Below are 26626 nucleotides of genomic sequence, written 5' to 3' on the forward strand. Positions count from 1 at the left end.
TCGGTGCACTCGCAAGCGAAACTCAGTGCCATCGCAAGACAGCTCAATGAGCGGCCTCGCAAAACCTTGCAATATCAAACACCAGCTGAGAAGTTCACAGAATGTGTTGCGTCCACCTGTTGAGGGCACCGCTCAAAGCAGCCCTTTCGCCCGCAGCAACTCAAGCATATTCGCCTCCGGCCTTGGCCCGATATGGCTAATCACCTCGCGGGCGCAGACATTGCCAATGCGTGCGCAGGTCTCGTAATCGCGGCCCGTTGCCATGCCGAACAGGAAGCCGGCGGCGAATTGATCACCTGCACCGGTCGCGTCCACCGGGACGACCTTTTCAACTGGCACATCGATGCGTGCATCGCCGTTCAGAACGGTGACCCCATCGCCCGACCGGGTGCAGACGACCAGAGGGCAAATCTCGGCCGTTTTGGCCAGCGCTTCTTCCAGATCGTCGGTTTCGAACAGCGATTTGATCTCGGCCTCGTTGCCGATCACAAAATCCAGTTCGTTTTCGATCAGCAGCAGGAAGTCGACCCGGTGTCGTTCAACACAGAACGGATCGGAAATGGCGATGCCTGCCTTACCGCCGCCTTTGTGGCAGTTGCGCGCAGCCTCCAAAAACGCCGCCTTGCCCTTTTCCTTGTCGAACAAATAGCCTTCGAGGAACATGATTTGGCTATTGCCCGCGACGCCTTCAGAGACATCCTCGGAAGACAGTTCAGACGAGATACCCAGATAAGTATTCATCGACCTTTCGCCATCGGGGGAGACAAAGATCATCGACCGCGAGGTTGGCAGCTCTCCACCCGGCACCGGCGGGTTCACGAAATCAACCCCATCCTCGTTCATCGCATCCGCATAGAACCTGCCCAGTGCGTCATCATGTACGCGTCCGATGAAAGCGGAATCCAGGCCCAATGCACCCGCTCCGGCGATGGTATTTGCAACCGAACCGCCCGGTGTCTGCACCCGACCTTCCATCGAGGCATACAGCACTTCGCCGCGTTCCTGCTCGATCAGCTGCATGATGCCCTTTTCGATACCCATCAGCTCAAGGAAACTGTCATCGGCCTGGGAAATCACGTCCACAACGGCGTTTCCGATGCCCGTCAGTTGGTAGGTCTTCATAGAGTCTTGTCCTCAAATTCGCAGAGATCGCGGATGATACAGGTCGGGCACTGCGGTTTGCGTGCCTTGCAGTGATAGCGGCCATGCAGGATCAGCCAGTGATGCGCATGCAACTGGAAATCGGTCGGGATGTTATCTTCGATAGCGCGCTCAACCGCGTCCACATTCTTGCCCGGACAGATGCCGGTGCGGTTGCCAACGCGGAAGATGTGCGTGTCTACTGCCTGCGCCGGATACCGCCACCACATGTTCAGTACGACATTAGCGGTCTTGCGCCCCACACCCGGCAGCGATTGCAGCGCGGCGCGGGAGTTCGGCACCTCGCCTCCATAGTCCTCGACCAGAATGCGGCTCAGCTTGATCACATTCTTGGCTTTCTGACGGAACAGGCCGATGGTCTTGATATGTTCGATCAGACCCTCCTCGCCCAGATCCAGCATCTTTTGCGGGGTATCGGCGATCTTGAACAAGTCACGGGTGGCCTTGTTGACGCCCGCATCGGTCGCCTGCGCCGACAGCGCAACGGCCACGACCAGCGTATAGACGTTCACATGCTCCAACTCGCCCTTGGGTTCAGGGTCGGCGTCGTGAAAACGCGTAAAGATCTCGCGGATCTTGTGGTATCCAAGTTGCTTGGCCATCCGAGCCTTAATGCCCTGCCAGACAAGCGGTCGCAATTGAAAAGGTGCGTTTTGGTTTTGCTCAAGGGCGGGTCTTGGTCGATTTGTCCCTGTGCCTTACGTCTGCGGTCGGAAATCTACGCCCGCCGTTGCAAGTTGATTCCTGATCCCGTGCCATCGGCTCGGGTCAGCCACCAGAACGGCTGCCGGATCGATCTGAACCCGGTATCCTCGATTGAGCGCGCCCTGCGCGGTCTTGTTCACGCAATGACATCCGTCCAACCCTGTCAGAACCAGCGTTCCGATCTGTTTTTCTTCCAGGAACTGCTCAAAAACCGACGAAGAAAAGGCGTCACCCACAGACTTTACAAACTCGGCATCCGGATTCAGCGCGAGACGCGGATCCAATCCGATCCCGTCTGATTCCGCATTGCCACGCCCCTGATTGAACCAACCATTCAGCATGTTCGCCAGCCTCCCTTCGAATTCATGCCGAATGACGATCACGGGCCTACGAGACTGATGGGCGCTATCCGTCATCGACCGGATCGCCGATAAGGCGCCCTCGATCTGCACGTCATCCCATGCGGACATCGAGGTAAAATCTGTTTGCATATCGATCACCAGCAGCGCCGTTTCAGGCCGCGATGCAAGGTTTATTTTGGGCCCGGTGGTCGGAGTTCCAATCTTACGGATTTCCAGGAGTATATATAAAACGGCGATCGCTATCCCGGTTGCTATGATCCAAAGGACGGACATGTCAGGTATCCTTGGCGAGGTCTGCAAAGTACCGGGTCAGGGCAAGTTGAACCTTGTGGTAAGCGGCAAGCTCTGACGCAGAAAAATCCTGTGCAAAGCGTGACAGCTTTGTCATCTCATCCGCTCTGATTGCCGTGATCGTCGCATCGCCCGAAGGGCTCAGTCGGTAGCAATGGGTGCCTGCACGTCTGGAATTGGGTTGGCTTTCGATCAGCTGTTCGCTCATCAGCTCTTTTAAGATGCGCGAGACATATTGCCGTTTCAGCTGCAGCTTGGCGCACAGCACCGGGGCGGTCGCGCCTGGAAATAGCGATAGACCTTCCAGAAGGGCACGTTGTCCGACGGTCACGCCTTTGCGCTGGCTGCCCTGCTCAACGGCTGCCGTGATGTTCCGAAGCAATGGCCGGGCGGCCTGCACTGCCTGATAAAGCTGATCCAACCTGTGTTCCATACCTGAATAGTAGGGGCACACAGATTGATTCGTCAACTCAGTTGACAAGATAAAGCGCAGGTTCCGGGTCGCAAGATCGCCGGGGGCAAGTTACTGTTCCTGTAACTGATGAGGTGACCGATGAACATCCAGACAGCAGAAAGCGGATATCATTACAACGTCATGCGGCGCGCGATCGAATTGATCGATCAGGGTGGAGAGAATCTCAGCCTTGATGAGCTGGCCCGCCAAATGGATATGAGCCCAGCCCATTTCCAGCGCCTGTTCTCGCGCTGGACTGGGGTGTCACCCAAGCGATACCAGCAGTACCTGACTTTGGGCCATGCCAAGGCACTGCTGCGCGAACGTTTTACCACGCTGGAGACCGCGCATAACGTCGGATTATCCGGTAGCGGGCGGTTACACGATCTGTTCCTGAAATGGGAATCCATGAGCCCCGGCGAATACGCGCGTAAAGGCGCGGGTCTGACGATCTATTGGGGTTGGTTTGAAAGCCCATTTGGCCCGGCTCTGGTCATGGGGACCGACAAGGGGATCTGCGGCATCGCCTTTGGCGCTGAAACAGGTGAAGAAGAGGCGATGGAAGACATGCTGTCGCGCTGGCCTCAGGCCGAGTTCGTCGAAGACCCGATGCGCCTGCGCCCATGGGTTCTTAGTGCCTTTGGCGCCGAAAGTGACCGCTTACAGCCGACCCCGCTCTATCTGATTGGCTCGCCGTTGCAGATCAAAGTGTGGGAGGCGTTGATGCATATCCCATCTGGACAGGTCACTACCTATTCAGAAATCGCGCAGCGGGTTGGCTCGCCACAAGCGGTGCGTGCGGTGGGCACGGCGGTGGGCCGGAACCCGGTCAGCTGGCTGATCCCGTGTCACCGTGCTTTGCGCAAATCGGGCGGTCTGGGTGGTTACCACTGGGGACTGCCGGTCAAACGCGCCATGCTGGCCTTTGAGGCGGCGCGGGCAGACGCCTGATTGACAGGTCGATCCGAGGCTGCCAAAAGGCGCGGCAGGTTCGGGTCCCCTGCCGTTCGCAGCCTTTGGCTTTGGTGAAACCCGGTTGAATAGCATCTGTTGCCCTTTCCTGGCGCGCGGATGGCAATGCGAGCCCCGTCCAGATTTCGCGCCCGTTCAAGGAAACGAGGCAGATCATGACACATACTCAATACATCGCTCCGATTGCGGAGCTGAAAGAGCAGGCTAAGCGCCTGCGCAAACGTTTGCAGGATAGCGGGGTAAAACTATCGCATAGCGAGGCCTTGGAACTGCTGGCGAATCAGCATGGTGCCCGCGACTGGAATACATTGCATTCGATGGCCGGTAATCGAATGCAACTACGCGTTGGTGACCGGGTTGAAGGCCGATATTTGGGTCAGCCCTTTACTGCGGAAATCCGTGGCCTGACAATCTTGGGTGATGGATCACATCGGCGGGTGACCCTGCAGTTCGACGCGCCTGTAGATGTGGTACAGTTCGATAGTTTTTCGGCTTATCGGCAGCGTGTCACCGGCGAGATTGGCTGGGATGGTCGATCCACCCGGCACACGTCGAATGGAGAGCCTCAACTGACTATTCGACCGGTTTGATAGCGAGCTCCTGCCCGGCGATTGCAGGGCAGGAGCATTTCTATTCTATCCGCAGCACCCGCTCCCGGTTGATTTTGCGGGCGCGCTGGGTGCTTCATTCAGGTTTGCGCCTCGCCCAAGCCATGTGCGTTCGGCCAAATAAAAATGCGAGAACTTCTGATCGAAATCCGCGGGTACGGATTTCGCCGGAATTCCCGTCTGCAGCACAGCCTGCTGCCATGCCTTCACCTTGGGATAACCCGCAAGCATATCATAACCGCTGTGTTTTTCGGCAATAGCGGCGCGATGCAGCAGCGGCAGCCACGCGATATCAACATTGCCGAGTTCTTCGCCGGCAAAAAATGAGCCCTCGCCCAGTTGTTTCTCAATCCTGGCGAATGACGCATCCAGTTTGAGGATGCGATCATCCAGCGTCGCCTTGTCGGCGCTCTGCATCGTACTGCATTGGACCAGATAGTGTTTCGTCGCCTGATAGCTCCAAGCGCGATTAACTGCGCGTTGCTCGGGCGAAATGTTTGCCTGCAATGGCGCGGTGACATCGTCGATATATTCTACGATCGCGTCGGATTCGAACAGCGCGGTACCGTTCTCGGTTACCAGGACAGGCACTTGGCCCGTCGGTGAAATTTCCAAAAACCAGTCCGGTTTGTCGCTTAGGCTGATGTATTCCACGTCATAGGCTACGTTTTTTGCTTCCAGCATCGCGGTGACACGCTGCACGAACGGGCAGATTTTGAAGCTGATAATTTTGATCATCGTTTTATCCTTTTGATACGTTCACCTGTAAGACGGCGCCCGCATCAAAAAGACGAAGATCGGCTCAACATTTTTTGCAGTTATCAGATTTTAAATGATATTCCGCGATATTTCCGCGTGTATCGATGGTCCAGTTACAGCAATCGTCAAATGCTTTACGCAGGTCGTCGCGACCCTTCTGAACTCTGGATTTCAATGTCGAATAAGAAAGTCCGTGAGCCTTGGCATATTCTTTTTGGGACATGCCATAGATGTCGATATCTATAAGTAGCTTTGCCGTCTCGGCGGGCAAGCCGCGGATAAATGGCTCGACGCAATTTTCCAGCTCCTGACGGATGCCCGGATCGTCACTGGAATACCAAAGATCTTCAGGATCAACGGTTTTTGCCCGCGCGTTTTTTCTGTAGAAATCGATGATTGTGCGGTCAGCAGTCTGGAACAGCCAGGATTGCAACTTGGAAGGGTCGCCGAGCGTCGGCAGCCCTGTGAAAACCTTGATCGAGATTTCCTGCAAAAGGTCGTCTACATCCGCTGGGTTTGCCACCTTGGAATGCAGGAACGCCTTGATACGTGCGCGGTAGTTTGGCCAGATTTCTTCTATTTGCATAACTGGCAGGTATGGTCACTAAGAAAGATTTTTTCAAGTTTGGCCAGTTCCGAGACGCAGGGATGCGTATCCAAATGTAAGCGGAGCGCGCCTGAGAAGCGCACTCCCCCAAAGTCAAATGTTATGGACGCTTACTCCGCAGCCCAGCCGCCTACGGCCTTCACTTCCAGGAAGTCTTCCAACCCCCACACGCCGCCTTCACGTCCGTTCCCGGATTGCTTCATACCCCCAAACGGTGACCCTGCACTGCGAGACTGGCCATTCATCTCAACCATGCCGGATCGCAACACGCGGGCCATTCGATTGGCGCGGTCGCCATCTTGGGTCTGCACATAATTGGTTAGCCCATAAGGCGTGTCATTGGCGATCTCGATGGCCTCATCCTCGGTATCAAACGGGATCATGGTCAGGACGGGGCCAAAGATTTCTTCGCGGGCGATAGTCATCTGATTGTTTGCATCAGCAAATACTGTGGGGCGCACATAATAGCCCTTGTTCAATCCCTCGGGCCGACCGGTGCCACCAGCAACCAGGCGCGCCCCTTCGTCGATACCCTTCTGGATCAGGTCCTGAATCTTGGTCCACTGAACCTCATTCACCACCGGCCCGATATGGCGACCTTCTTCAGCGGCGCTGCCCACGGTAATCTTGTTGGCCACCTCGGCGGCGGTCTCAACCGCCTGGTCATAGACCGGACGCTGCACCAGCATCCGGCTGGGCGCGTTGCAGCTTTGGCCGGTGTTGTTCATCATGTGCAGCACGCCGCGTTTGACTGCTTTCTCATCGGCATCCGCAAAGACCACATTTGCGCCTTTGCCACCCAGTTCCAGATGCACCTTTTTCAGGGTATCGGCAGCGTTTTTGGAAATCGCAGTACCTGCGCGGGTCGAGCCGGTGAAGCTGACCATATCCACATCCGGATGCCCCGATAGCTGCGAGCCGACGCCGACACCATCGCCGTTCACCAGATTGAAGACGCCTGCTGGGAAACCAGCTTCATCCATCATCTCGGCAAAAATCATCGCGTTCAGCGGGCTCTGTTCCGAGGGTTTTATCACCATCGTGCAGCCCGCAATCGCGGCGGCGCCCACCTTGAGCGTGACCTGATTCATCGGCCAATTCCAGGGCGTGATCAGGGCGGCGACACCTACCGCCTCATAGATGATCCGGTCATTCGGCGCGTGATCACCCAGCGGACGTTCGAACTGGAACGCCTTGGCGGCGCGGATAAAGTTTTTCAGGTGATAGATGCCCGCACCGGATTGCTGGGTACGCGCCATGTCAATTGGCGCACCCATTTCCATGGACATCGCCTGCGCCAGATCCTCCGAACGCGTAGCATAGATGTCGATCAGCTTTTCCACCAAGCCGATGCGCTCTTCGACGGGTGTGGCCATCCAGCCGGGCAGGGCGGCTTTGGCCGCAGCGACCGCCGCATTCGTGTCGGCCTCAGATCCCAGCGAGATCACCGCGCAGGGCTCTTCGGTCGAGGGGTCGATGACTTTGAAATCATTCGGTTCTGATGGGGCAACCCATTTGCCGTCGATATAGAACTCGCGCTTTTCGATCATGGCTCATCCTCCGGAGCAAAAATAAATCGACCGTCCGGTCGGTTTTCATGTGCACTCTGTCACCTGACTTGGTGCAAGGCAAGTAAGAATCATAATTTGATCAAATTATGTATCTACCGAATTTCCTGACAGGGCAACATGAATGGTTTAACCTTTGCGGTAAGTGATTAGATTGGCAGCAACCGACTCACGATTTTCTACAGTAGAGGAGTTTTCCAATGGGTTTGCGTATCAACGACACCGTCCCGAATTTCACAGCAGAAACGGATCAAGGTACCGTCCAATTCCATGACTGGATCGGCGACAGCTGGGCAATCCTGTTCTCGCATCCCAAGGATTTCACCCCCGTCTGCACGACCGAGTTTTCGGCCGTTGCGCAGCTGAACGATGAATGGGCGGCGCGGAACACCAAGGTGATGGGTGTGTCGGTCGATGGTGTCGAAGACCACAAGAAGTGGAAGAAAGACATTGAAGCATATGGCAACGCCAACCCCGGCTTCCCGATCATTGCTGATGATGGGCTGGCCGTGTCCAAAGCCTTCGACATGCTGCCGGCAGAAGCGTATCTGCCCGACGGTCGTACGCCTGCCGACAGTGCCACCGTACGTTCGGTCTTTATCATCGGCCCGGACAAGCAACTGAAACTGTCGATGACCTACCCAATGACCGTGGGTCGGAACTTTGCCGAGATCCTGCGCGCACTGGACGGGCTGCAAATGAGCGCCAAGGGCGTGGCAACTCCCGCCAACTGGGTGCCGGGTGAGGATGTGATCATACCGCCTGCGGTATCGAATGATGAGGCGAAAGAAAAGTTCGGCGAGTTCGAGACGATCTTCCCTTACCTGCGCAAGACCAAAGCACCGTCCTAAACGGATAGACGGGCAGGGGGCAAAAGCCCCCTGCTTCTTTCAATGCAAAAATGCTGGTGTGGTCCCGGAAGGGGCGCACAAACCCGAGCGCAAAATCTGCACTTCGAATGATCTCAGCACCGGCAACACGGTATCACCATAGCCGCGTGCACCCGACTGCAGTTTGGGAAACAGATCGAACAGTTCTTCCTTCACCGCCACACTCATCACGTCGAGTGTATGGTCGCCGGGATAAAATGATTCCGACCACAACCCTTCAACATTCACCAACTCATGCTGGTCGAACAGGATGTGAATATACTCGACACCTCCTTCCGGCGGCAGCTGATTGATGGTCTTACCGTTGACCAGAGATTTAGCAGTCGCCAGCATCATCGAGTGACTATGATGAAGTTCCATTGCCGGTGACGAAACGACCACCCGATGCTGCGGCGACAGCAGCAGATCTCGTGACGGCGTTTGCGGTCCAAGACTGCCTGCGCTGATCCGGATCGGACAATGCTTTGGGGTCTGATGCAGATCCGCCTCGCTCAGCCACCGCCTGCCCACCCAGCGCACGGCCCGGCTGGTGCCATCCGCGACGATCACCTGATCCCCGACTTTGATCTCTTCAATAAAACGGCGACCGGTCGGAGTTAGGATGTAGGACCCCGATGTGAAGCAGACAAAGCTAGGCAGGCTGTCATAGGCCACAGGCGGCGCTGGGTTCTGCGCCAGCGTGTTGCCTGTCAGAACATCCCCGACTTCAACATCGCCAGAGGTCACGACGATGTATTGCGTCCCTGAAAAATTAATCAGCGTATAGGTAACTGGCGCCCCGCTTACAGTGGCCGTGTAACCTTCGAAAATCTGGAGGTTGCCCGAGTTGTCCAGGTTAGGAAGCGTACTGGTGTTAAACTGCTGGCCGCCGTTTCCATCCGGATCCTCAAGAAGGCCGTCATCATCGGTGATTTCGACCTGATACCCTTCGGTGATGGTCACGCTTGGATTGCCAAACGGGTCGCCGCTGATTTCATAGATGGTGATCGAGGCCAAAGCGGAGCGATTTCCCGGATATCGTTATATTCCTTAACTTTGAGCTAACTCAACTTATAAGTGTTAAGAATTGGTTTACCGAACCAGCACCTGAGTGCGGCTAAGGACGGTGTGAGCGGAACCCGAGGCCCCGTGGGTGTCCCCTTTCTAATGAAGCGCGCATAGGGTCTCACAGCTTTATTGACCGGCCAAATCAGGATCAGAATCCAAGGCAGATTGACTAAGTATCATGTGCACCCCACACTTGCGGCTTTTGAACACTTGGGGGTTTTGACATGGGCAATTTTGAAGAATCTCTGGATCCGGAAGACTGGACCCTATCGCGCAATCTTGCACATCAGATGGATGACGATGCGATCGGGCATTTGTCAGAGGTCCGTGATCGGCATGTCTGGCAGGAAATGCCGGATACGGTTCGAAACTTCTTCAAATCCGCTGCACCCATGACGCCGCAGCCGCTTGATGCCGTCTATGCCGACCTGCGCGAAAACCTGTTCCCGTATTCCATGGGCAACATCCATCCACGGTTCTGGGGATGGTATATGGGTTCGTCCAATTTCACCGGTGCACTGGGCGATTTTATTGCCGCGGTTGACGGTTCGAACCTTGGTGGCGGCAACACGGCTGCGGCGATGATCGACAATCAGGTGGTTGACTGGTTCAAGGAATTGATGGGCTTTCCCGAGGACGCTAGTGGAACTCTGACCAGCGGTGGCTCGATGGCCAATATGGTGGCTCTGAATGTGGCGCGAAACGCACTTGCGGGCGTTGACGTTCGCGCCGAAGGCATATTGGGCATGCCGCAACCCCTAAGGTTTTACTCTTCAGACCAAGTACATAGCTGCCATCAGAAAGCACTCGAGACGATGGGCCATGGCGCAAAGTCGCTGACAGAGGTTGCAAGCGATGACCACAATCGAATGCGCATCCCTGCGTTGGAAAACGCCATCGCAGCAGACCGGGCCAATGGCATCAAACCGGCCTGCGTGATCGCGACGGCAGGGACGACGAATACCGGTGCAATGGATGATCTCACTGCAGTTGCGGAAATCTGTCGTCGCGAAGGGATGTGGTTCCATGTTGACGGCTGTATTGGAGCGTTCCTGCGCCTGGCGCCCGCCAACAAACATTTGGTTGATGGAATAGAGTTGGCCGACTCCATCGCCTTGGACCCGCATAAATGGCTGCACACCCCTTTCGAAGCTGGCTGCGTACTGGTCCGGGACGCAAAGCGCCATTTCGATACGTTTGAGATGCACGGCGACTATCTGCAAATTCAGGAACGCGGGCTGATCGCTGGCAAGTTTTTGGCCGACTATAGTTTTGAGCTTAGCCGTGGGTTCAAAGCACGAAGATCTGGATGTCACTGAAAGAGAACGGGATCGAAAAGTTTGACCGTCTGATCGATCAGAACATCGAACAGGCGCGATATCTGCAGCAATTGGTGAGTGCCGACCAGCGGCTTGAACTCGTCGCGCCCGTGGATCTGAACATCGTGTGCTTTCGCTATACCAATGGGATCGCGGATGAAAATCGGCTTAGGGAAATCAACACAGAAATCATGTTACGGGTTCAGGAATCCGGCATCGCGGTTCCCTCTGATACCACTCTGGACGGGAAGCATTGCTTGCGCGTGGCGATCAACAATCACCGCACGCAGCGTCAAGATCTGGAGCTATTTATCGACACTGTTCTGCAATTCGGAGCGGATTTGGAAAGAGAGCTCCGCGCCAACACATAGGTCCGAAGCGGGCAGCACTTGCTTCGGTTTATGCGGACCATAAAGACAAAAAAGACCCCGGCCTGAACCGGGGTCTCTCGCATCCAGACAGTAAAGGCAGATTACTCTGCGCTTTCCTCTTTCTTTTCTTTCTTCTCGGGCACGATCTCTTCGCCGGTTTCCTGATCGACCACTTTCATCGACAGGCGCACTTTGCCGCGATCATCAAAGCCAAGCAGCTTAACCTTCACTTCCTGACCTTCCTTCAGAACGTCCGAAGGATGGTTCAGGCGGCGGTTTTCGATCTGGGACACGTGTACCAGACCGTCGCGCTTGCCAAAGAAGTTCACGAAGGCACCGAAGTCGACGATCTTGACCACTTTACCGGTGTAGATCTGACCTTCTTCCGGCTCAGCAACGATCGAATGGATCATCTCATAGGCCTTCTTGATCGATTCACCATCGGGCGACGCGATCTTGATGACGCCGTCGTCGTTGATGTCGACCTTGGCACCCGAAACCTCGACGATCTCGCGGATGACCTTACCACCCGAACCGATCACTTCGCGGATCTTGTCGGTCGGGATGTTCATGGTCTCGATGCGCGGGGCGTGGACCGAGAATTCGTTGGTCTCAGATAGGGCTTTGCCCATCTCACCCAGAATGTGCATCCGGCCGTCCTTGGCTTGCGCCAGGGCTTTCTCCATGATCTCGGGCGTGATGCCCGCAACCTTGATGTCCATCTGCAGCGAGGTGATGCCGTTTTCGGTACCCGCAACCTTGAAGTCCATGTCGCCCAGGTGGTCTTCGTCACCCAGAATGTCCGACAGGATGGCGTATTCGCCGTCATCTTCCAGGATCAGACCCATGGCCACACCGGCAACCGGTGCTTTCAGCGGAACACCCGCATCCATCATCGACAGCGAACCGCCGCAGACCGACGCCATCGAGGACGAGCCATTGGATTCAGTGATCTCCGACACGATGCGGATCGTGTAGGGGAAGTCGGTCGCCGCAGGCAGAACCGCCTGCAGGGCGCGCCATGCCAGCTTGCCGTGGCCAATCTCACGACGGCCCGGGCCACCCACGCGGCCAACTTCACCAACCGAGTAGGGCGGGAAGTTATAGTGCAACAGGAAGTTCGATTTGAAGTTGCCATGCAGCGCGTCGATGAACTGCTCATCGTCACCGGTGCCCAGCGTGGTCACGGCCAGTGCCTGTGTCTCGCCACGGGTGAACAGGGCGGAACCGTGGGTCCGCGGCAGCATCGAGGTTTCTGCAACGATCGAACGGATATCGGTGGTCGAACGACCATCGATCCGCTTGCCGCCCTTGACGACGTCGCCGCGCAGAATGCCGGCTTCCAGCTTTTTCATCGCGGAACCGAGGTTGCCGTCTTCCAACTGTTCCTCTGTCAGCGCTTCCTTGATCGCCTCACGGGCAGCAGCAACAGCGGCGGTGCGCTCTTGCTTGTCGGTGATCGCGAAGGCGGCGCGCATCTGCTCTTCACCGGCGGCTGCAACAGCAGCGTACAGGTCCGAGTAATCAGGTGCTTCGAACTCGAACGGCTCTTTCGCGGCTTCTTCAGCCAGCGAAATGATCAGGTCGATCACCGGCTGGATTTGCGCGTGCGCAAAGTTCACCGCGCCCAGCATCTCTGCCTCGGACAGTTCGTACGCTTCTGATTCCACCATCATCACGGCGTCTTTGGTCCCGGCAACAACCAGATCCAGACGCTGTTCTGGGTTCAGGCGCAGGTCCTGCATGTCATCGACGGTCGGGTTCAGAACGTATTCGCCATCCTCGAAGCCAACGCGGGCACCGGCGATCGGGCCCATGAACGGCGCACCGGAAATTGTCAGGGCTGCGGATGCCGCGATCATCGCAACGATGTCGGGATCGTTGACCAGATCGTGGGACAGCACGGTGCACATCACCAGAACTTCGTTTTTGAAGCCGTCGACGAACAGCGGACGGATCGGGCGGTCGATCAGACGCGCAGTCAGCGTCTCTTTCTCGGTCGGGCGCGCCTCGCGCTTGAAGAAGCCACCCGGAACCTTACCGGCGGCATAGTATTTTTCCTGATAGTGCACGGTCAGCGGGAAAAAATCCTGACCGGGCTTTTGAGCACGGGCAAAGGTCACGTTTGCCATGACGCTGGTTTCACCCAGCGTGGCAATCACGCTGCCGTCCGCCTGACGGGCAACCTTGCCGGTTTCCAGTGTCAGCGTTTCCTCGCCCCACTGAATCGATTTCTTTGTTACATCAAACATATGCGTATCCTAGAACGGAGCACTCCCGCCCCTGCGGGTCTCCGGTTTGCATGGCGGCCCCATTGCCGCCGACCCCACTTTATCTTCCATTCGAGTGCCGGGGTCAGGGCACAACGTCTCAGATGACTGGCCCATACATCAGTTTGCAAGCTTTGGAAAGTCGGGAGTTTTTGAGGGGCAGGGGTTTGCCTAACCCCCGCCCGGTCCGGGCAGGGGTTGATATTTCAAAGGATCGCGTGCGCCAGGATCATCACCACGCCGCATCCTAACGCATAGCCGGTATCGACCGCGATGGCGAAGCCGCTTTTCTGGGCCCACGCTCCGACCGAAGCTGCCTGCGCCGCGACTGCTAGTATGGCCAGTACCGCAACCCCAAGGCTGTTGGTCGTCTCTGTTACGGCGATCACTGAGGCCAGCAGGATCAAAAACACGATCTGGGCTGCCATTTGCGGCAGAGGTGGAGACGCGGGTGGGGTGGGATCGATCCGCGTGCCTTCGGCCCAGCGCTTCTGGAAACCGACGGGGCCGTAGACCAGCCACCCCAACAGAAAGGCGGCGATTACGCCCGCGCCAAGGGCGAGCCAGTTGATCACAGCGCACCCTCCAGCGCCTCGAGGATCCGGGTCCAGCCGCCTTCGTGATTGTCGCGGCTTTCCTGCGATGGAAAGCGGATGTGGTGCAGGCGCAGTTCGGTGCCTTTTTCAGTGGGCGTGAAATCCAGCGTCACCGTGGAATCGTCCTGGCTGTAGGGAGAGTTCCAGGTGAATTGCAGCCGGTTGGGCCGGTCGATGACCTTGTATTCGCCCTCATGCGGCAGGTCCCCGGCCTCGGGCGCGCGCATGATGATCTTGAACCGGCCACCGACCTGGGCGTCGGATTGCGCCTCGGGCACGGTCATGTTGGGGCCGGGCAGCATGAATTTAGCCAGCATTTCCGGGTTCAACCACGCGTCGAATACCTTTTCAGGCGGGTGCGGGATGGCGCGCGTTATTTCAAGGGACAGTTCCGTCATCTTCTGGGTCCTCCAAAGCAGTTTCCAAGGCGTCCAGCCGAAGCGCCCAAATTGAACGCAGCCCGGCAAACCATTCATCCACGGCTGACAAGGGATCCATCTGAACCTCGATCAGATGTTCGCGCCATTCTGTCCGACGCTGCACCAACCCGGCATTTTCCAGCACCTTGATGTGCTTTGATACCGAGTTGAGGCTCATCTCGAAGCGTCGCGCGATATCCGTCACCCGCAAGGGACCCTGTTGCGCAAGCATAGTCAGGATCGCTCGGCGTGTCGGGTCGGACGCGGCCTTCAATATTGCGCCCAGGTCATAGCGACTCTCTCGTTCAACCATTTGGATGAATTACACCCCTTTCATGCTTCAGTCAACCATTTGGGTGAATAAGGCGTTACCCATGGTTTTGACAAGCCAGTTCCTCCAGCTGTTTCCACAGGGCTTCGGTAGCCGGCTGACCCGGCCCTGCTTTTCGTGCAGCGCATATGTTCCAGGTAATCGGTGGCGTGGTCTCGATCAGCTTGACCGATCCGTCCGCGACCAGTTCGGCGAAGGTTTCAGGCATCCCGCCGACAACAAACTCTGGGCCCGTCAGCAGCGACGTTAGAAAGGCATAATCATCACTTTCCACCTGAGGCAACGCTCTGACCTTTTCGGCCGCTTCGTCGGTGCCGCCCAATGCCCGCGTGATCGCCGCACGCCAATGCTTGTGCAGATGCGGCGAGGCGAAAGGATATGAGAAAAGCGCGTTCAAGGTTACAGGCGAGGTGCCGTGCAGTGGATGTGAAACATGTGCAGCAAACGCCACCGCACGTTTTTCGAACATCATCAGCTTGATATTCTCGGTCTCGGGCGTATACGTCAGATCTCCCAGATAGATGTCGATTTCATCGCTCTCAAGCATCTCGATAGGTGCCTGTCGCGCGCTGACATCCACGCTGAAACGGAATGCCGGGGATTGCTGCAAGGCGGCCTGAATCGCGGGCCGCACCAGCGTTCGCGGCGTTAGAGGGCCACAACCGATCCGCACGGTTTGACCGGTATCCAGACGGATACGCTCCACCTGATCAGCGCAGCGATTCAAATCCGCCTGCAGAGTTTTGGCCACGGGCAGGAACGTTTGCCCCTCACGCGTCAGCCCGCTGTTGCCGCGTTTGCGGTGAAACAGCGGAAAGCCGACTTGTTCCTCGGCCATCGAAACATAACGCGACAGCGACGCGTTCGAGACACCAAGGCGTTTGGCCGCTTCCTGAAAGTTGCCCGTCTCGGCAAGGTGCAGAAAGGCGGAAAGAGTCTTTTCGGTTAACACGATAGCCCTCAAGTTACAGATTCTGATCCCTAAGTTTCAGATCCTGCAAAAAAGTAAAGCTGTGTTTGCGGTGAGAATGATCCTCCCGCTAGGACATGCCGCATATCGGCCCACGTGGCCAATCCGATTGAATGCAGGAGACGAGCGGAATGTTTGGAATAAAATCAATAACAGCCAGCCTCGCGGCGGGGTTGTGGGCGGTTGCCACGGTGGCCGTCGCACAGACCGAAAAGCCCAATATTCTGGTGATAATGGCTGATGATGTCGGCTGGGCCAGCCTTGGCAGCTATCATCAAGGTGTCAAAAGCATCCAGACCCCGAATCTGGATCAACTCGCTGCCGAAGGTGCTCGGTTGACGGACTATTATGCGCAACCCAGCTGCACCGCAGGGCGTTCAGCCTTTATCACCGGTCAGTTCCCGGTGCGTACAGGCATGCACACCGTCGGCCTTCCAGGCGATCCGGTGGGGTTGAGCGACGAAGACCCGACGCTCGCAAACATCCTCAAATCCATGGGCTATACAACCGGGCAGTTCGGCAAGAACCATCTGGGCGATCTGAACAAATTCCTGCCCACGGCCAAGGGTTTTGACGAATATTGGGGCTGGCTCTACCACCTCAATGCGATGGAATACGCCAATGACCCGGATTGGCCCGATGATCCGGAATTTGCCGCTCAGTTCGGCCCACGCAACATTATCCATTCGTTTGCCACCGATACTGTTGACGAAACCGTCGACCCGCGCTGGGGGCCGGTGGGCAAACAGCGCATCATTGATGATGGCCCCGCGCCGCCCGAACGTCAGAAAACACTGGATGATGAGGTCACGGCCCACACGATCGATTTCATCAACCGCGCAGTTGACAGCGAAATCCCGTTCTTTGTCTGGATGGCCCCGGCCCGGGCGCATGTCTGGACCCATCTCAGCCCCGAATACGACGCCATGTTGGGGGATGGGCTCGGCTTGCAGGATGTGGTCATGAAAGAGCTTGACGACAATGTCGGCAAGGTGACCGCGCATCTGGAAGAGCTCGGTATCGCCGACAACACCATCGTTATCTTCACCTCGGACAATGGCCCGGAAACGATGACATGGCCCGATGGCGGCACCACGCCATTCCACGGCGAAAAAGGCACCACGTGGGAGGGAGGATTCCGCGTTCCCGCGATCATCCGTTGGCCTGGCAGAATCGCTGAAGGTCAGGTGCTGAACGGTATCTTCGATGGTATGGATTGGATGCCCACTCTGGTCGCGGCAGCAGGCGGATCGCAGAACTTTCCTGCCGATCTGCTTGAAGGGTTCGAAGGCTATCAGGTGCATCTGGACGGGTACAATCAGCTTTCATATCTGACCGGCGACACACCCAGTAACCGCAAAGAGATTGTCTATTACGAAGGCACTGACCTGCAGGCGATCCGCTACAACGACTGGAAGGCGCATTTCACCATTCAGGAAAAGGGCTGGGCCGGTCCTAAAGAGGAACTAAACGCGCCATTGCTGTTCAACCTGCGCCGCGATCCCTACGAGAAAGCGGCCGAGGAATCCGGCATGTATACGCGCTGGATGGGCAACAAGATGTGGGCCTTTGGCCCCGCCGCTCGTCTTGTTCAGGCGCATCTGGCGACCTTTGCGGATTTCCCGCCACGTGGTGCGACCGTGGGCAATGAGACCCACGTTCAGGAACAGGTCAGCAGCGAAGGTGGCATGTCGCAATAGCAGCCCGAGTTCCCCTGACCCCCATTAAACGCCCGCCGAGTTGCGGGCGTTTTCAATAGTGCGCAGTGCTTCGATATTTGGCACTGGAAACCTGATCGCCGGGGCTGGATGCAACGACATTGGATCACTATTGTATCGGGTCTTCGTGCGCGCGCGGGTTCGCCGGATTCAGCTGTTCCTCTCTGAGAATTCCTCGGAGAACAGCGGCAGTTTCGACCCTCGATATTGGTTTTCGCGTTCCGCCTGGGCTGGAAGGCACCACCGATGATTTAACAACATCAGCCGTTCGAATTGTTTTAATCGAAAACATTCTGTCCAGAACAGCTTTCAATGGCATCGTTCACCTCCCAACAACTTAATTCACCCAGATGCTTGTCGCTGCGGGTCAGATCTGAGCCTAGAGGGAGAAGCTCAAAGATCATATGCCGTGAGTGGTAACCCGCAGCGACACGGCGCATGTATGAAAAATTTGACTTTGAGAAAGGGGGAAGGATTCCACGTTTCGCATCATTTTTGATCAAGTGGTAAAAATATAGCTGTATTACTTACGCTTACGTCAACCTTCGGAGCTATCGCCATACGGTCACGACGCCACGTCACAATTAGACCCTTGATTGATTAAGGGTCTTCTCGTCTTCCGGAGCACGAACTTCTTCCTGGATTTTATGCAAATCGGCTGAGAATCGCTCGCATTCCGGGTGATCAAGGTAACAAAAGGGCGCGCCTGTCAAAGGCGCGCCCAGTAAATATAGGGAGGACTATGAAAACCTGACGCCCGAAACAAAAGAAGCGCCTACTCACTAACAATGTCAGCATGGCGCATTCTTTTGGTCTGGTCAGTGAAGTGGTTCACATGGAGCAAAAAAATTTGTTCAAAGTGTAGCTGCACAATTTAATGCCACTCCTGAACGTGGGTTGGCCTGTAGTTCTCGGCCATGCTTCATGCACGATGCCATAGCTGATTCAGTGTTACACAATACAAATACGCCCGCCTATTGGCGGGCGTACTAGATGTACAAAAAAGGGGCGTTCAGTGCCCGCAACGCACGAACAAAGCGTGATTAGCGGCGGATGCCCAGCTTTTTGATCAGGTCCTGATAGCGCGCTTCTTCTTTGCCCTTCAGGTAGTCCAGCAGCTTACGGCGCTGGGCGACCATTTTCAGCAGACCGCGACGACCGTGGTTGTCTTTCTTGTGGGTCTTGAAGTGCTCGGTCAGGGTGGTGATGCGCGAGGTCAGGATGGCAACCTGGACTTCTGGCGAACCGGTGTCGCCGTCCTTAGTTGCGAATTCTTTCATAACGCGTGCTTTTTCAGCGGCAGTAATCGACATCGGGGTCTCCTTCAAAGGTTAGAGTTGATGGCGCAGGCCGGGATGTCGTCCAGCACAGGCCCATGGAGAAAACCGCACCGATTCCGATGCGGATGGGCGCGTATAGGCGCTTTTGCTGCGAATGGCAAAGGGATTCTGCGGGTTCAACCAGTGAAAGCGTATTGTGCCAATTGGGCTTCGGTCACAAACAGAATATCCTCTGCGGCTAGACCTTCTGCACCAAATATCTGCGCAACGTTCTCGCCGTTGACCCTGACATGGGTCAGGTCATTGTTTTCGCTGTCTGGCTCGATGGTTAGCTCAGGGTCTTCTGGGCCGTCCCAGGTGACTAGCAGCTTATCGTGACCAATCTGGAAATCCATGATTGTTGCGGCCTCCTGATCCGGTTCTGGCTGCACGATTATTTCGTCGTCGCCGTCTCCACCTGTGACGATATCTCCGTCTTTGGCCAGTATGACATCATCGCCAGCGCCCCCGTTCAGAAAGTCAGGGGAAGTCTCCTCTGGACCATCGTTGCCGTTCAGAATGTCATCCCCGTCTCCACCGAACAGGGCATCTTGTCCTGCACCGCCTGTAAGATAGTCATCGCCGTCGCCACCTTGCAATTGATCGTCGCCGTCATCGCCCCTCAAGATATCATCGTCCTGACCGCCGAAAATCCGGTCATCGCCGTCGCCACCTTCCAACTCATCCATTCCGAAATGACCATACAGGTCGTCATTGCCTGACATTCCGGCCAAATTGTCGTCGCCATACCCGCCATGGAGCACATCGTTCCCGACGTTTCCGATCAGCGTGTCCTCTCCAGAACCACCGTAGATGATGTCATTTCCGTCCCCCCCGTCGATGAGGTCGCCGCCTTCGTACCCATTAATCTGATCATTACCCTCTTGTCCGGTCATAACATTTGCATCCTCATCGCCCGCGATGACCAGATTTCCCTCATGCTCAGAGATGATTTCACTTGTGTTGGTATCTTCGGATGAATCGGGTTCTTCAACATCTTCATCCAGTTCGAGGAGGCTGCCTTCGGTCAATTCATCCTCAACCGAGTCATCAATTCGCTCACCATCCTCCTCGGTTGTTTCGTCGGGTACGAGAACGTCGCTTATCGCATAGGCGGCCCCTCCTAATGCAGTCATCCCGAATAAACCGATCAGAAACATGATTACCCTCCGCAAGCACACTTGCCCCGAGTGTAAAACATCTCATGCAATCAATAGGTTGGTCAAAGCCAAGTTGCAGGCGTGGTTAACCCTTCGTCACCACAACTGAGGCTGTTGCGCGTAAGCGATGTAGAGCGGGTGCTTTGGATGGCCGTCTTTGGTGAGCCCCAGATGATACATCGGTTGACCAGTGGCGCGCAGCAGTGCTTCGACAGATCGACCGCGATCAAGATGCGCGCCATGTGTGCCCCAGCCAGCAATAACCTGATCGGCCCAGTCAACACCTTCCAGAATGGCTTGGTCGTTCTGCGGTCCAACAGGATCCTCGGCTGCGCGCATTTTGCGCGGGTCGGTATCGCGCCATGCAAAAATGTTGGTAACCTGAAATGCGCCGAAGCCCAGTGTTCGCGCCCGCCGTTCACAGCGTTCCACCGTGGGATCGTTCTGTACCTCGGTTGCGGTCGATGGGTTAAGCATCACAAACAGCGCCTTGCGCCCCGCCGGATCCCAGATGCGGGTCAGGCTATAGCGATACTTTTCGCAGTTGGAGTAGATGGCGGTCGAGGGCGCGTCGCCCTTGGTATGAGAACGGGTGATCATGCCCTTCGCCTAACACGTGGTTCAAACGACGAACACCCGGCTGGGATGCAATTCACCGGATTTGTATATCCCGACGGCCACAGCCTTGCCATCCAGCGAAGCCCAGGCCTCGTCGCCGTATTCGACGTCGGATGCCAGCACCATTCCCGGATTGCCATTGCGCAGTCGGGTTGCCCCTTCCGGGGTGCATTTCAACTCAGGCAGATCAGACAGGCCGGTTTCCAACGGGTGCAGGTATTCATCCAATGCTGTGGATTTGGCCATCTCGTCGATCTGTTCGATGGACAGGCCGTCTTCGGCCTCGAACGGACCCGACCAGATGCGACGGAGTTCTTTGACGTGGCCGTAGCAGCCCAGCGCTTCGCCCAGATCGCGCGCGATCGAACGGACATACCCGCCTTTGCCGCATGTCATTTCCAACACCACATGATCGGTGTCGGGTCGGTCGACAAGGATCAATTCTTCAACCCACAGGGGGCGTGCGGACAGTTCCACATCTTCGCCATCGCGGGCCAGTTTGTACGCGCGCTGACCGTCGATCTTCACAGCGGAAAACTTGGGCGGCACCTGCATGATGTCCCCGAGGAACGGTGAGAGCGCCTGTTTGATGTCTTCATCCGTCGGGCGCGCAGAGCTTTCCGAGATAACTTCGCCTTCCGCATCGTCGGTATTGGTCGCCTGTCCTAATCGCACAGTGAATGTGTAGGCTTTCAGCGCATCGGTGATGTAGGGAACAGTCTTGGTCGCCTCGCCCAAAGCTACCGCCAGAACGCCAGTTGCTTCGGGGTCCAGCGTGCCCGCATGGCCTGCTTTCTTGGCGTCCATCGCCCAACGTACCTTGTTGACGACCGCGGTCGAAGTCATACCCGCAGGCTTGTCCACCACCAGCCAACCGGAAATGTCACGACCCTTGCGTTTGCGTCCCATCTTGCACCTTGAAACTTACTGAGGCGCGCGAGTTAGCGGATCGCTTCGACGCTGTCAATTTGCCGGTACGTTCTCGACGACGCCTACTATTGGTCCCAGTGAAAACCCGATGTCCGATCGGTTGTTGGCGCGGTCATACATCCGCGAAATATTGCCATCCAGAAACAATGCGTTCGGAGTATCCAGCGCGTCGCGGAACAACCTGCCGAATTCATGGAAGGTGACGTAATCCTCAGAGATTGCAAATACCGCACGGGTCCCTTCAGCGTTGGTTCCGACCCCATTGCGTATATAGAGAGAGGTCGAATCCGGCAGGAATCGGGGGTGCAACTCTCCATCGATGACAAGCATCGGGCCGGATTGGGTGGCGAACCGGCATTCCGGCGCGCGTTCGATGTAATCCAATGTCTCAAACACATCGGCGCGTCCGTCGCGAATGCAGAACACACCGTTGGGCAACAGACCGAAGTTTCCCGGGCCAGCATTCGGGATCACACGCATCTGTTCTTCGCCATCCTCGATAAAGTGACCCACGGGAGAGCGATCGTCATGATACATGCCCGCATTCATCGCAAAGGCCAGACGCTTACCGTCAGGGGCCAGAGCTTCGTTCACTGACGAGAAATGGCCCAACAGGTCGCCATTCTTATCGTTCAGGAACAGGCGCAAATCTTCGGATGCCGCGTCCACCTCGCAAATGGTGTAGCGCTTGTCCTCGTGGGTCAGCTTTTCACAAGTCACTGCCCCAGCCTGTGCGCCCCAAACAACTGCGCCTATTGTGACAGATAGGCGGATCACTCGTCCAGATCGCGGCGCACCGCGTCCTGTTCGAACATGCGACGGGTGTCATCCAGACGGTCGAATGTGTCATCCAACCGGAATCGTAGATCAGGAGAGAATTTCAGTCCGACCTTCTTGCCGACCATGCGCCGCAGCTCACCCTTGTTGCGAGCGAGTAGTTCGATCACATCCTCCTGCCCCTTGCCGCCCAGAGGCAGCACATAGGCGGTGGCGATCTTTAGATCGGGCGAGGTGCGCACCTCGCCCACAGTGATCGACATGCGGTTCAAGTCGGGGTCGTGGACATCTCCGCGCGCCAAAACTTCGGACAGGGTACGGCGGATCAGTTCGCCGACACGCAGCTGTCGTTGGGACGGGCCGGGGCCATCGTGGAATTTGTTCTTAGCCATAAACCCCGATCTAAGCGCAAAGCCGGGCTTTGCCAAGCGGGTGCGAACGGGGTAGGAGGCTTTGAGCCGACTTTAGAAAAGGACCAACGCAATGACCCATATTCCGGGGATCGTCATTACAGGGGCTTCGGGCCGTATGGGGCAGATGCTGATCAAGACCGTGACCGACAGTGATCAGGCACGCCTGGTTGGTGTGGTCGAGCGCAAGGGTCACGATTGGATCGGTCAGGATGTTGGTGAAGCAATGGGTGGCCCTGCGCTGGGAGTTTTGGTCACCGATGATCCGCTGGAGGCCTTCGCGCAGGCGCAGGCGGTGATCGACTTCACCGCACCTGAGGCGACGCTGGAATTCGCCGCTTTGGCTGCACAGGCGCGCTGCGTGCATGTGATCGGCACCACCGGCATGAGTGACGAACAGATTGCGGCGCTGGAACCGGCCTCGCGCCATGCGGTGATCGTGCGGGCAGGAAACATGAGCCTTGGCGTGAACTTGCTGGTGCAACTGACCAAAAAGGTCGCCGCCGCGTTGGATGAAGACTTCGATATCGAAGTAATTGAAGGTCACCACCATCATAAAGTCGACGCACCCTCTGGTACGGCTTTGATGCTGGGTGAAGCCGCCGCCGAAGGGCGCGGCGTCAAATTGGCGGATGTGTCCGACCGTGGTCGTGACGGCATTACCGGCGCGCGCAAGCGCGGCGATATCGGCTTTCACGCCATTCGCGGCGGGGACATCGTGGGCGAACATGACGTCCTGTTCGCCGCGCCGGGAGAACGCATCGTGTTGCGCCATCTCGCCACGGATCGCGCCATCTTTGCGCGTGGCGCGCTGAAGGCAGCGCTATGGGGGCAGGGTAAGGCACCGGGCCAATACGACATGGTGGATGTGCTCGGGCTGTAAGCCATAGACGGGCCGCGCAACGGCGTTAAACTCGGGCCTATGCGGAACCTTACATCTCGAGTGGCGACCGGATTGGTGCTGATCGTGTTCTATCTGACGCTGCTGCCCTTTTTGATGCACGGGCTGGGTATGATCGGTGTTGGCCTGTCCGAGGACGCGGCTAGGCAGAGCTATCTCTTTTCCGACCGTCAAGATGTCGGCAACGCGGCCATGACGCTGCATATCTTTGCCGGAACTTTGCTGGTGGCGCTGGTGCCGCTGCAGCTGCTGCGGGGTCTTCGGCTGCGGTTTATCGGATTTCATCGCATGTTGGGCGGGCTGCTGGTCACGCTGGCGCTGATAACCGGCCTGGCGGGCATGACCTATATCCCGTTGCGCGGAACCATCGGCGGACCGCTCATGTCTGCAGCGTTCTTTCTGTATGGGCTCTGCCTGTTCACCGCTGGATTAATGGTGGCGAGGATGGCGCTGATCAGGGATCGTGCAGGGCATTGGGCCTGGGGGTTGCGGCTGTTCTGGCTGGCTCTTGGGTCATGGCTATACCGTGTTCATTACACGCTTTGGTACCTGCTGACCGGTGGAGTGGGGTCAGAGCCCGATTTCTCGGGCCCTTTCGATCTGGTGCAGAACTTCGCGTTCTTCGTGCCTTACCTGTTGGCGGTTCAGATGTGGATCATTCGCAAGCGTTCTGCGCATCAAGGGGTACTGGCTACAATTCTCTGATCTTGTCCGCGCGCAGCGGACAGGACAGATAGACGCCGAACTCCTTGCCGATATCCGCGCTGACCCGGGCATGAACAGCGCCCTGACGGTCAAGGAAACGCTGGTTGTCTTCGACCGGGAATATCCCCTCGTGCCAGACGCCGGGATGGATATAGAGGCCGCGCGAGCCATCGCACCAGAACGCCACCACTTTTTCTGGCGTCAGATTGTCACCGGGTAGGGCGGCAGGCACGATGAATGGCTTTTTGTCCAGCGGCCAGAACATCTGCCCCCCGTCCGGGTGGTAGTTCATATGCCACAGCAAGACCTGATCGCGGGGTGCGGTTTGACAGCCCGTCTGTGCCTTTTGCGGATCGGCGGACCAACCCAGAACGTAGTGGCCTTTGACGGCCTCGTTCTCACCATAAAGAACATCGCCCTGCCAGTCGCATTTGAACGTGCCTTCGACCCAACCCGCTTCGTCGCCGGTTCCTTCGTCAATTGGTCGCCAACCTTGCTGCGGCCAGCGCACAATTTCGATCTCGAACGTATCCGGGGTGTCGACCAGACAGCCATACCCCTTGACCGAAGTATCCGTTGCGCGGATCACCGGCACCTCGTGCCAGGGCAGGGATGGTTTTGAACTGGCCTCGAAGATGTACTCTGGCGCGGTCATGACGAACCTAGATGTTTATCGACCATGCGCTGCACCATCGGTGCGAAATGGGCGAAATCCGGTGTTTCCATTTCCGCGCGCTTGCCCGCCTCGTCGAGATAGCGCACCTGGATGATCTCTTTCAGGTTCGGGTTAGCCTCAAACTCCGCGACCTCCGCGGCGCTCATCGGGCCGCCTTGTAGTTCTAGCGTATGAACCGAGGCGGCGGACAGGCGGTTGAAATAATCAGGCTTCGTCGCGCAGAGGTAGCGCTTGGCCGCCACATGATATCGGCAGCAATCGGTGATGACCGAGGGGAAGAACTGCTCGAGCACCTCTGCTCCCGCGTCCTCGTGGTGGCGATCTTCGGTGTCGTCGGGGTGATAGGTGCCAAATTCAGATGTGAAGTGACCAATGTCATGCAACAGCGCGCCGACAATGATTTCTTCGGGCTGCCCATTTTGTTCGGCAATCGTGGCACCCTGCAGCATGTGCTCGGTCATGGTCACGGGTTCGCCCAGATATTCCTCACCGCCACGGCGTTCGAAGATGTCGCCGATAAATGCCACGATGTTGTCCCGGTTCAGGGTCAAAAAGTCGGGTTTCATTCTGCTGCCTCCGGCTGTGCCATCCGCATGGCAGCCAAGGTCGAAAGCAACCCATCCTTGTCAGCATAGCAGCCCTGCAGCCAGCGTGACCCCGCGCCGGAGTAACCCAGACGCGCATGCAGGACGCGGGTGTTGTCGACAATAAAGCTTTCGCCCGGTTCCAGCTTGAAAGACACGCCCATGGCAGGATCGTCGATGATCTCACCCAACAGACGATAGGCAGCGTAATAGGCCTCCATCTGATCGAAAGGCACATCAACGAACGGAGCGGAGGAACGGTTGTTGAAGCGGATGCCGATCAATTCGCCATCCGGAGACAGTTCGATCATCGGGCGACGCGACTGCAGACAGACGCCGTCAGAGCCTTTGTATTCAAACCGCGCCGGATAGCCCGCCAGCAGGGCGAAACCTTCGGGGTTCTGATCGCGTAGACGCTCGGCCGCGCGGAAGCCATCGACAACAATGGAATCCCCACCTTCGGCCGAATTCTCAAGACAGTAGAGGATTTGCAGCGTTGGTACCGGGTCGCGATAGGGATTATCGGTATGGGCCTGCAGACCTAATCCGGTATAGGCGAGGTTGGTTGGATTCACCTCGGTCCGAACCTCAAAATAAGCACCATAGTTGGTCTCACGCACATAGCCGAACAAATCGGCCACTTTCAGCAGCGATTCTGGCTCGGTGGGACCATCTGTTAGCTTAGCGAACCCGTATTCCGCCACTGCGGCCAGCCAGTCGCGCTTGGCTGTGGGGTTGGCATGTACCGCATCCCAGTCACCGCACGGCGCGTCGATGCCGCGTTCCCAAGTTGTGATGTCTGGGGCCAGGCGGCCGATCTCGCTGTCCCGATCGCGATCATAGACGTGTTCGGCCAACCAACTGGCAGGAAAAGTCACAGTTTTGTTTTCGGGCTGGAAGGTGACGATCAGATCTCCGTTAACGACCTCTGCCGCGCTGATCGAAGTCTCAGCCGGAATATCGCCGATTGTGATCAGGCGCTGACCATTGCCCGACGCTCGTGTTTCAGGATCCAGCGCGTTGTCGCGCAACCAGATGGCGTGAAATCGGGATTGAGTGCCGTTCGCAAAATCGATGGTGACCATCGAGGGGTCATGGGTGGCAGAGCGCAGCATGGGGAATCTCCTG

28 protein-coding genes and 2 pseudogenes are annotated in these 26626 nt (G+C 56.9%); 8 read left to right on the forward strand and 22 right to left on the reverse strand.

Annotated elements, in window-relative coordinates; genetic code table 11:
- Nucleotides 1-123: pseudogene (locus ACRZ91_RS20530) on the forward strand (IS30 family transposase); the annotation flags it as partial.
- A gap of 9 nt (nucleotides 124-132) precedes the next feature.
- Here the strand turns inward: ACRZ91_RS20530 and ACRZ91_RS20535 are convergent.
- From ACRZ91_RS20535 to ACRZ91_RS20550, 4 genes are all read right to left on the reverse strand, one after another.
- On the reverse strand, nucleotides 133-1122 hold the full coding sequence (locus ACRZ91_RS20535; RefSeq protein WP_480908240.1) for an adenosine kinase: 990 nt from the start codon (nucleotides 1120-1122) through the stop codon (nucleotides 133-135).
- Entirely contained in the window at nucleotides 1119-1763 is a 645-nt protein-coding gene (gene nth / locus ACRZ91_RS20540) for an endonuclease III (RefSeq protein WP_010438589.1), read from the reverse strand. The genes ACRZ91_RS20535 and nth overlap by 4 nt, the downstream gene beginning before the upstream one ends.
- 96 nt (nucleotides 1764-1859) lie before the next feature.
- Nucleotides 1860-2501, reverse strand: coding sequence for a cysteine hydrolase family protein (locus tag ACRZ91_RS20545; RefSeq protein ID WP_480908242.1), 642 nt, complete (start codon nucleotides 2499-2501; stop codon nucleotides 1860-1862).
- 1 nt (nucleotide 2502) lies between these two features.
- Entirely contained in the window at nucleotides 2503-2940 is a 438-nt protein-coding gene (locus ACRZ91_RS20550) for a MarR family transcriptional regulator (RefSeq protein WP_170542663.1), read from the reverse strand.
- Nucleotides 2941-3072: 132 nt separating this feature from the next.
- Between ACRZ91_RS20550 and ACRZ91_RS20555 the strand changes: the two genes are divergently transcribed.
- Together ACRZ91_RS20555 and ACRZ91_RS20560 are read left to right on the forward strand one after the other, a co-directional pair.
- Nucleotides 3073-3924 carry a methylated-DNA--[protein]-cysteine S-methyltransferase gene (locus tag ACRZ91_RS20555; protein WP_480908244.1) on the forward strand — a complete coding sequence of 284 codons (852 nt, stop codon included), beginning with the start codon at nucleotides 3073-3075 and terminating at the stop codon, nucleotides 3922-3924.
- 176 nt (nucleotides 3925-4100) lie between these two features.
- Nucleotides 4101-4535, forward strand: coding sequence for a glyoxalase superfamily protein (locus ACRZ91_RS20560; protein ID WP_170541835.1), 435 nt, complete (start codon nucleotides 4101-4103; stop codon nucleotides 4533-4535).
- A gap of 45 nt (nucleotides 4536-4580) precedes the next feature.
- Here ACRZ91_RS20560 and ACRZ91_RS20565 read toward each other — a convergent pair whose 3' ends face one another.
- From ACRZ91_RS20565 to ACRZ91_RS20575, 3 genes are all read right to left on the reverse strand, one after another.
- Nucleotides 4581-5291 carry a glutathione S-transferase family protein gene (locus ACRZ91_RS20565; protein WP_480908246.1) on the reverse strand — a complete coding sequence of 237 codons (711 nt, stop codon included), beginning with the start codon at nucleotides 5289-5291 and terminating at the stop codon, nucleotides 4581-4583.
- Nucleotides 5292-5355: 64 nt separating this feature from the next.
- Nucleotides 5356-5898 (reverse strand): RNA polymerase sigma factor SigZ, encoded by a 543-nt coding sequence (gene sigZ, locus ACRZ91_RS20570; protein ID WP_480908248.1) that lies wholly within the window; start codon nucleotides 5896-5898, stop codon nucleotides 5356-5358.
- 131 nt (nucleotides 5899-6029) lie between these two features.
- Complete coding sequence (locus ACRZ91_RS20575; RefSeq protein WP_480908250.1) at nucleotides 6030-7469, reverse strand: aldehyde dehydrogenase family protein; 1440 nt, start codon at nucleotides 7467-7469, stop codon at nucleotides 6030-6032.
- A 218-nt stretch (nucleotides 7470-7687) separates the two neighbouring features.
- Here ACRZ91_RS20575 and ACRZ91_RS20580 point away from each other — a divergent pair, with 218 nt between their 5' ends.
- Entirely contained in the window at nucleotides 7688-8338 is a 651-nt protein-coding gene (locus ACRZ91_RS20580) for a peroxiredoxin (protein WP_058274981.1), read from the forward strand.
- A gap of 39 nt (nucleotides 8339-8377) precedes the next feature.
- Here the strand turns inward: ACRZ91_RS20580 and ACRZ91_RS20585 are convergent, their stop codons facing one another.
- A complete protein-coding gene (locus ACRZ91_RS20585) occupies nucleotides 8378-9373 on the reverse strand; it encodes a Hint domain-containing protein (RefSeq protein WP_480908252.1) in 996 nt (331 codons plus the stop codon).
- A 443-nt stretch (nucleotides 9374-9816) separates the two neighbouring features.
- On the opposite strand from ACRZ91_RS20585, the pseudogene ACRZ91_RS20590 reads away from it, so the two are divergent.
- Nucleotides 9817-11114: pseudogene (locus ACRZ91_RS20590) on the forward strand (pyridoxal phosphate-dependent decarboxylase family protein).
- A gap of 101 nt (nucleotides 11115-11215) precedes the next feature.
- Here the strand turns inward: ACRZ91_RS20590 and pnp are convergent.
- The 5 genes from pnp to ACRZ91_RS20615 all read right to left on the reverse strand — a co-directional run bounded on the left by pnp (nucleotide 11216) and on the right by ACRZ91_RS20615 (nucleotide 15682).
- Nucleotides 11216-13366: a polyribonucleotide nucleotidyltransferase gene (gene pnp / locus ACRZ91_RS20595; protein ID WP_480908254.1), complete on the reverse strand. Its 2151-nt coding sequence runs from the start codon at nucleotides 13364-13366 to the stop codon at nucleotides 11216-11218.
- Between the two features lie 224 nt (nucleotides 13367-13590).
- The gene (locus ACRZ91_RS20600; RefSeq protein ID WP_480908256.1) at nucleotides 13591-13959 is read right to left on the reverse strand and encodes a DUF1761 family protein; all 369 of its coding nucleotides are present in this window, start codon (nucleotides 13957-13959) and stop codon (nucleotides 13591-13593) included.
- Nucleotides 13956-14378, reverse strand: a complete 423-nt coding sequence (locus ACRZ91_RS20605) for an SRPBCC family protein (RefSeq protein ID WP_480908258.1) — start codon at nucleotides 14376-14378, stop codon at nucleotides 13956-13958. The genes ACRZ91_RS20600 and ACRZ91_RS20605 overlap by 4 nt, the downstream gene beginning before the upstream one ends.
- A complete protein-coding gene (locus ACRZ91_RS20610; RefSeq protein ID WP_010438614.1) occupies nucleotides 14359-14712 on the reverse strand; it encodes an ArsR/SmtB family transcription factor in 354 nt (117 codons plus the stop codon). Before ACRZ91_RS20610 ends, ACRZ91_RS20605 begins: the two co-directional genes overlap by 20 nt.
- Nucleotides 14713-14767: 55 nt before the next feature.
- Nucleotides 14768-15682, reverse strand: a complete 915-nt coding sequence (locus ACRZ91_RS20615) for a LysR family transcriptional regulator (protein WP_480908261.1) — start codon at nucleotides 15680-15682, stop codon at nucleotides 14768-14770.
- Between the two features lie 149 nt (nucleotides 15683-15831).
- On the opposite strand from ACRZ91_RS20615, the gene ACRZ91_RS20620 reads away from it, so the two are divergent.
- Entirely contained in the window at nucleotides 15832-17400 is a 1569-nt protein-coding gene (locus ACRZ91_RS20620) for an arylsulfatase (protein WP_480908263.1), read from the forward strand.
- 1061 nt (nucleotides 17401-18461) lie between these two features.
- Here the strand turns inward: ACRZ91_RS20620 and rpsO are convergent.
- From rpsO to rbfA, 6 genes are all read right to left on the reverse strand, one after another.
- On the reverse strand, nucleotides 18462-18731 hold the full coding sequence (gene rpsO, locus ACRZ91_RS20625; RefSeq protein ID WP_008757925.1) for a 30S ribosomal protein S15: 270 nt from the start codon (nucleotides 18729-18731) through the stop codon (nucleotides 18462-18464).
- A 143-nt stretch (nucleotides 18732-18874) separates the two neighbouring features.
- Complete coding sequence (locus ACRZ91_RS20630; protein ID WP_480908265.1) at nucleotides 18875-19897, reverse strand: calcium-binding protein; 1023 nt, start codon at nucleotides 19895-19897, stop codon at nucleotides 18875-18877.
- 96 nt (nucleotides 19898-19993) lie between these two features.
- A complete protein-coding gene (locus ACRZ91_RS20635) occupies nucleotides 19994-20497 on the reverse strand; it encodes a DUF1643 domain-containing protein (protein ID WP_170541799.1) in 504 nt (167 codons plus the stop codon).
- Between the two features lie 21 nt (nucleotides 20498-20518).
- On the reverse strand, nucleotides 20519-21424 hold the full coding sequence (gene truB / locus ACRZ91_RS20640; protein WP_170776029.1) for a tRNA pseudouridine(55) synthase TruB: 906 nt from the start codon (nucleotides 21422-21424) through the stop codon (nucleotides 20519-20521).
- Nucleotides 21425-21478: 54 nt separating this feature from the next.
- Entirely contained in the window at nucleotides 21479-22222 is a 744-nt protein-coding gene (locus ACRZ91_RS20645; RefSeq protein WP_480908267.1) for a phosphodiester glycosidase family protein, read from the reverse strand.
- On the reverse strand, nucleotides 22219-22614 hold the full coding sequence (gene rbfA / locus ACRZ91_RS20650; RefSeq protein ID WP_010438628.1) for a 30S ribosome-binding factor RbfA: 396 nt from the start codon (nucleotides 22612-22614) through the stop codon (nucleotides 22219-22221). Before rbfA ends, ACRZ91_RS20645 begins: the two co-directional genes overlap by 4 nt.
- 91 nt (nucleotides 22615-22705) lie before the next feature.
- Here rbfA and dapB point away from each other — a divergent pair, with 91 nt between their 5' ends.
- Together dapB and ACRZ91_RS20660 are read left to right on the forward strand one after the other, a co-directional pair.
- Nucleotides 22706-23515 carry a 4-hydroxy-tetrahydrodipicolinate reductase gene (gene dapB / locus ACRZ91_RS20655; protein ID WP_170541790.1) on the forward strand — a complete coding sequence of 270 codons (810 nt, stop codon included), beginning with the start codon at nucleotides 22706-22708 and terminating at the stop codon, nucleotides 23513-23515.
- Nucleotides 23516-23554: 39 nt separating this feature from the next.
- Complete coding sequence (locus ACRZ91_RS20660) at nucleotides 23555-24238, forward strand: DUF2306 domain-containing protein (protein ID WP_480908270.1); 684 nt, start codon at nucleotides 23555-23557, stop codon at nucleotides 24236-24238.
- Here the strand turns inward: ACRZ91_RS20660 and ACRZ91_RS20665 are convergent.
- Genes ACRZ91_RS20665 through tmpA form a run of 3 tightly spaced genes read right to left on the reverse strand, consistent with a single transcriptional unit; the run spans nucleotide 24225 to nucleotide 26613 of the window.
- Nucleotides 24225-24893, reverse strand: a complete 669-nt coding sequence (locus ACRZ91_RS20665) for an ureidoglycolate lyase (protein ID WP_480908272.1) — start codon at nucleotides 24891-24893, stop codon at nucleotides 24225-24227. The genes ACRZ91_RS20660 and ACRZ91_RS20665 overlap by 14 nt on opposite strands.
- The gene (gene tmpB, locus ACRZ91_RS20670) at nucleotides 24890-25480 is read right to left on the reverse strand and encodes a (R)-1-hydroxy-2-trimethylaminoethylphosphonate oxygenase (RefSeq protein WP_480908274.1); all 591 of its coding nucleotides are present in this window, start codon (nucleotides 25478-25480) and stop codon (nucleotides 24890-24892) included. The genes ACRZ91_RS20665 and tmpB overlap by 4 nt, the downstream gene beginning before the upstream one ends.
- Nucleotides 25477-26613 carry a 2-trimethylaminoethylphosphonate dioxygenase gene (tmpA, locus tag ACRZ91_RS20675; RefSeq protein WP_480908275.1) on the reverse strand — a complete coding sequence of 379 codons (1137 nt, stop codon included), beginning with the start codon at nucleotides 26611-26613 and terminating at the stop codon, nucleotides 25477-25479. Before tmpA ends, tmpB begins: the two co-directional genes overlap by 4 nt.
- Between the last annotated feature and the right edge of the window lie 13 nt (nucleotides 26614-26626).

The sequence above is a fragment of the Ruegeria sp. O11 genome (genome assembly GCF_056535285.1).